The sequence below is a fragment of the Streptomyces himastatinicus ATCC 53653 genome, from assembly GCF_000158915.1.
Taxonomy (GTDB): domain Bacteria; phylum Actinomycetota; class Actinomycetes; order Streptomycetales; family Streptomycetaceae; genus Streptomyces; species Streptomyces himastatinicus.
In genome coordinates this window covers 6619545-6623019 of the sequence record NZ_GG657754.1, presented here as the reverse complement: position 1 = coordinate 6623019, position 3475 = coordinate 6619545, and the positions used below count along the sequence as shown (strand labels likewise).

Genomic DNA, 3475 nt, shown 5'->3' with positions numbered 1-3475 from the left:
GCAGGGCGTCCCACGCGCTCGCCCGGTCGCCGAAGCCCGCCAGTTCGCACGTCTCGTCGGCGCGCACGAGCGGACTGGTGCGCACCTCGACGTCCGGCAGGCCCGCCCACGGGGCCTGGTGCAGCCGCTCGCCGAGCAGTTTGGCGCCGCGCCGCCCCTCGTCCAGCAGCGGAATGTCCGTACGGCCGGTGTGCTTGCCCAGGAGCGACCACTGCGTCTGTCCGTGCCGGGCCAGGAGGATGCGTGGTGCCATGGGGGTCGCCTTTCACCGGATACGTGCCTGTCGCGCGCCCCGTGCGCCGTGACACGCGACCGCCCGCGGATACCTGCGCTCTACGCGCTCAGGGGAACAGATCTCTGTCCGTCCGTTGTCCATCCATCATCGCGCACGTGATCGAGAGGCAACCTCGGGGGGACTCCCGGCGTCTTCCTCCTCGCGCGGTCGTCAGCCGTGGGTCCCCGGGGGCGGTGCGGGGGCCGCCTCGACTACACCGTACGGTTGATCGCGCGCCATGTCGTGGCCGCCTGATTTTTGACTGGGAGAGCGTCCGGATGCCCCATACCGCGCCCCGTGCCGGAGTGACACTGGGCAGTCGGCCCCGTTGGTGGACCGAGCTGCCGCTGATCGCGGTGGTGTACCTCGCGTACGCGGGCGGTCGGCTTCTGGGCCAAGGCGATGTGTCCACGGCCGTCAACCACGGCCTGGGAATCCTCCGTTTCGAGCGGCGACTCAACATCGATTTCGAGTCACCGCTCAACGACCTGTTCACCCGCCACGCCTGGATAGGCATACCGGCCGACTTCGTGTACGCGTCACTGCACTACGCGGCCACCCCGGCGGTCCTGGTGTGGCTGTGGAGGCGCGGCCGGAACTCGGACTACCGCTTCGCCCGCACCTGGCTGCTGATCACGACGATGATCGGCCTGATCGGCTTCGTCGTGATGCCGACCTGCCCGCCGCGGCTGCTGGAGGCGGGCCAGGGCTTCGTCGACACGATGGCCCAGTACAGCTCGTACGGCTGGTGGGGCAAGGACGCGAGCGCGCCGCGCGGCATGGGCGGGCTCACCAACCAGTACGCGGCGATGCCGAGCCTCCATGTGGGCTGGGCGCTGTGGTGCGGGATAGCGCTGTGGTGGCAGGGGCGCTCGGTGTGGTCGAAGATCGTCGCCGTGGTCTATCCGCTGGTCATCACCCTCGTGGTGATGGGCACCGCGAACCACTACTTCCTCGACGCGGCCGCCGGTGCCGCCGCCGTCGGGGTCGGAGCGCTGCTGACCCGGCCCGCGCTGCGGCTCGCGGGCGTCGTCCGCGAGCGCTTCCGTCCGGTCAGCGCCGCCACCGCGACCCGTACCGCCGACGTCCCCACCGGGGCGGGCGCCGCCGGAATCACCGCCGGAGAGCCCGTCGAACATGCGGGCTCGGCCACGAATGTCAGTGACAAGTGCGAGACTTCGGCCCGTGAACGGGAACGGATCCCCCGACAGCAGGGCAGGGGCGCGGACAGGCAACGTACGGATGGCGGCGACGGCGGCGGACGGGAAGCCGGTGCCGGTGCCGGTCACGGCCGGGGAGCCGGTGCCGGCGACGGCGCTGCGGCACCAGCTCGCTGAGCTGCGCGGCCCCTCCGCCGTTCCGCATCCGATGGACGCCCGCGCGCTGGCCGCGCTGGCGTCCAACCCCGGCTGTCGCCGCCGCGCGCTGCTCGACGGCGCCGGGGTCGACAAGGGCGCGCTCGCGCGAGCGCTCGGAGCGCCCGCGCCCTTCGGCCAGTCCCAGTTCGCCCACCAGCGCGGCAACACCTTCGAGGCCCGGGTCAAGGCCGACCGCGGCGCGCTGCTCACGCAGTTGCTGCACGAGCGGCTGGCCGACGGTTCGGCCGCGCCCGACCCGGACACCATCGCGACCCCCGACCTGACCGCGGCCGGCCCCCAGGGGCGCACGGCCCGTACGGCGCTGGCGCTGCGGGAGGCCACGGCGGCGGGGCGATGGGCGCTGTTCGACCATCCGATGGTGAGCCTGGACGTCGCGGGCTCCCCCGCCTTCCTGGAGCCGGACGCGGTCGTGGTGCACCCCGACGGCTCCTGGACGGTCATCGAGATCAAGTCCTTCCCCATGGTGGACGGCGCCGCCGACCCGGCCAAGGTCGGCGCGGCAGCACGGCAGTCGGCCGTCTACGCCCTGGCCCTGGAGCGGATCGCGGCCCACCTCGGGGAGGTCACGGAGGGCCCGGAGGGCAAGGAGGACGGCGTCGCGGCCCGGGTGCGCCATCAGGTGCTGCTCGTCTGCCCCAAGGACTTCTCCAATCTGCCGACCGCCGAACTCGTCGACGTGCGCAAGCAACTCGCCGTGACCCGGCGGCAGCTGAGCCGCCTCACCCGGATCGAGGAGATCGCCGCCGCCCTCCCCGAGGGCACCACCTTCGACCTGCGGCTCACCGAGGACGGCCGCACCCCGACCCGGCCCCTCGAGGAGCTGACCGCCGCGGTCGAGACGGTGGACGCGGCGTACGCGCCGGAGTGCCTGTCCACCTGTGAACTGGCCCTCCACTGCCGGGCGCGGGCCCGGGCGGAGGGCGCCGTCGAGTCGCTGGGGCGCGGCGTCCGGGGCGAGCTGGGCGGGCTGACCACGGTCGAGGCCGTGCTCGCGGCCGCCCTGGAATCCGGCGGTTCGGAGCCCACCGGCGACCCGGCCGTGGACACCCTGCGGCGCGCGGCGGCCCTGCGCGCCGAGGCCCTCGCCACCGCCGCGCGGCCTGCGGAGGCGGTATGTCGCTGATCACCACGCTGGCCCGGATGGAGGCCGTCCGGGAGGGCCGGGCACGGCCGGTCGCCACGGTGCGGCACCGTCATCTCTCGCAGCGGCCCCTGGCGTTCGTGCCGCTGACCACCGCGGGCGAGACGGGCGCGCCGCTCGGGGCGCTGGTGGGCACCGACCGGGACGCGCCGCGGCTGCTGGTCGTGGCGCAGCCGCGCAACCGTGATCTGCGGTTCGCGTTCCTCGCCGAGCTGGCGGAGGAGATGCTTCCGTACCTGGAGGGGTACGGGGACGATGTCGAGCTGGAGGAGCGCAAGGAGACCGACCCGGAGACCGGGAAGAAGGTGCCGGTCCAGGTCGAGCTGTGCGCGGACGCGCCGCAACTGCTGGTGCCCAGCGGTGCGGGCGTGGCGTTCGTCCGGCTGCTGGGGCGGTCGATGCGGTTCCGGCGCACCGCCGAGCAGGACCCGGAGACGCCGTTCCCGGCGCCCGCGCGCGTACCGCTCCTCGGCCGGTGGCTGACGCACTACGGGGAGCGGTCCCGGGTGCCCGGCTCCTCGCTGCTGCTGTCGCTGACCGAGCTGCTGGGGCGGCACTGGGCGACCGGGCAGAGCAACCTGGAGGACCAGCACCTGGGGTCGCTGCTGGCCTGGATCGACCCGCCGGAGGGTGTCCCGGGCGCGGAGGCGGCGCTGCACACCGAGTCGGCGCGGGACGGGG

The 3475-nt window shown here is 74.0% G+C and carries 3 protein-coding genes and 1 pseudogene; 3 read left to right on the top strand and 1 reads right to left on the bottom strand.

What is annotated here, in order from left to right:
- The coding region (locus tag SSOG_RS28290; protein ID WP_009717679.1) for a histidine phosphatase family protein at positions 1 to 253 on the bottom strand (253 nt) is incomplete at its 3' end.
- Positions 254 to 552: 299 nt separating this feature from the next.
- On the opposite strand from SSOG_RS28290, the gene SSOG_RS28285 reads away from it, so the two are divergent.
- The 3 genes and pseudogenes from SSOG_RS28285 to SSOG_RS28275 all read left to right on the top strand — a co-directional run.
- Positions 553 to 1611, top strand: a complete 1059-nt coding sequence (locus SSOG_RS28285) for a phosphatase PAP2 family protein (RefSeq protein WP_039938900.1) — start codon at positions 553 to 555, stop codon at positions 1609 to 1611.
- Positions 1517 to 2776 (top strand): hypothetical protein, encoded by a 1260-nt coding sequence (locus tag SSOG_RS28280; protein ID WP_050799992.1) that lies wholly within the window; start codon positions 1517 to 1519, stop codon positions 2774 to 2776. Before SSOG_RS28285 ends, SSOG_RS28280 begins: the two co-directional genes overlap by 95 nt.
- A pseudogene (locus SSOG_RS28275) lies at positions 2767 to 3475 on the top strand (hypothetical protein); the annotation flags it as partial. The gene SSOG_RS28280 and the pseudogene SSOG_RS28275, both read left to right, overlap by 10 nt.